Annotated in this window: 1 pseudogene; it reads right to left on the bottom strand. The window is 60.4% G+C overall.

The features are described from left to right. Nucleotides 1-110, bottom strand: a pseudogene (locus tag EOB49_RS38490) (D-alanyl-D-alanine carboxypeptidase); the annotation flags it as partial. Between the last annotated feature and the right edge of the window lie 178 nt (nt 111-288).

Here is a 288-nt window from a genome sequence, read left to right as displayed (position 1 = left end):
GCCAGCACGCTGTCGGGCGGCGTCGTGGTCGAGCAGCCGGCAAGCAGCACCAGCAGGGCGAGTGCCGCAAAAAATCTCTGGATGAGCGGAAGGGGGTTGTACAAGGGCAAGTCTGTTCTGGGGTCGGCTGTTGCTGAGATGCGGCGAAGCTAACGTAACGCATGTGATGCGTCCATTTGGTTAATGGCGGCAGCAAGGCATTTGCCCAGGTTTGCGCATATTTTCAGAGCTTGGCGCCGCCCCTCATCTGGCTGCCGCCATCTTCTCCCCGTGAACGGGGAGAAGGAC

The sequence above is a fragment of the Mesorhizobium sp. M7A.F.Ca.MR.148.00.0.0 genome (assembly GCF_003997735.1).
Taxonomy (GTDB): Bacteria; Pseudomonadota; Alphaproteobacteria; order Rhizobiales; family Rhizobiaceae; genus Mesorhizobium.
This window is presented reverse-complemented; position numbering and strand designations above follow the sequence as displayed.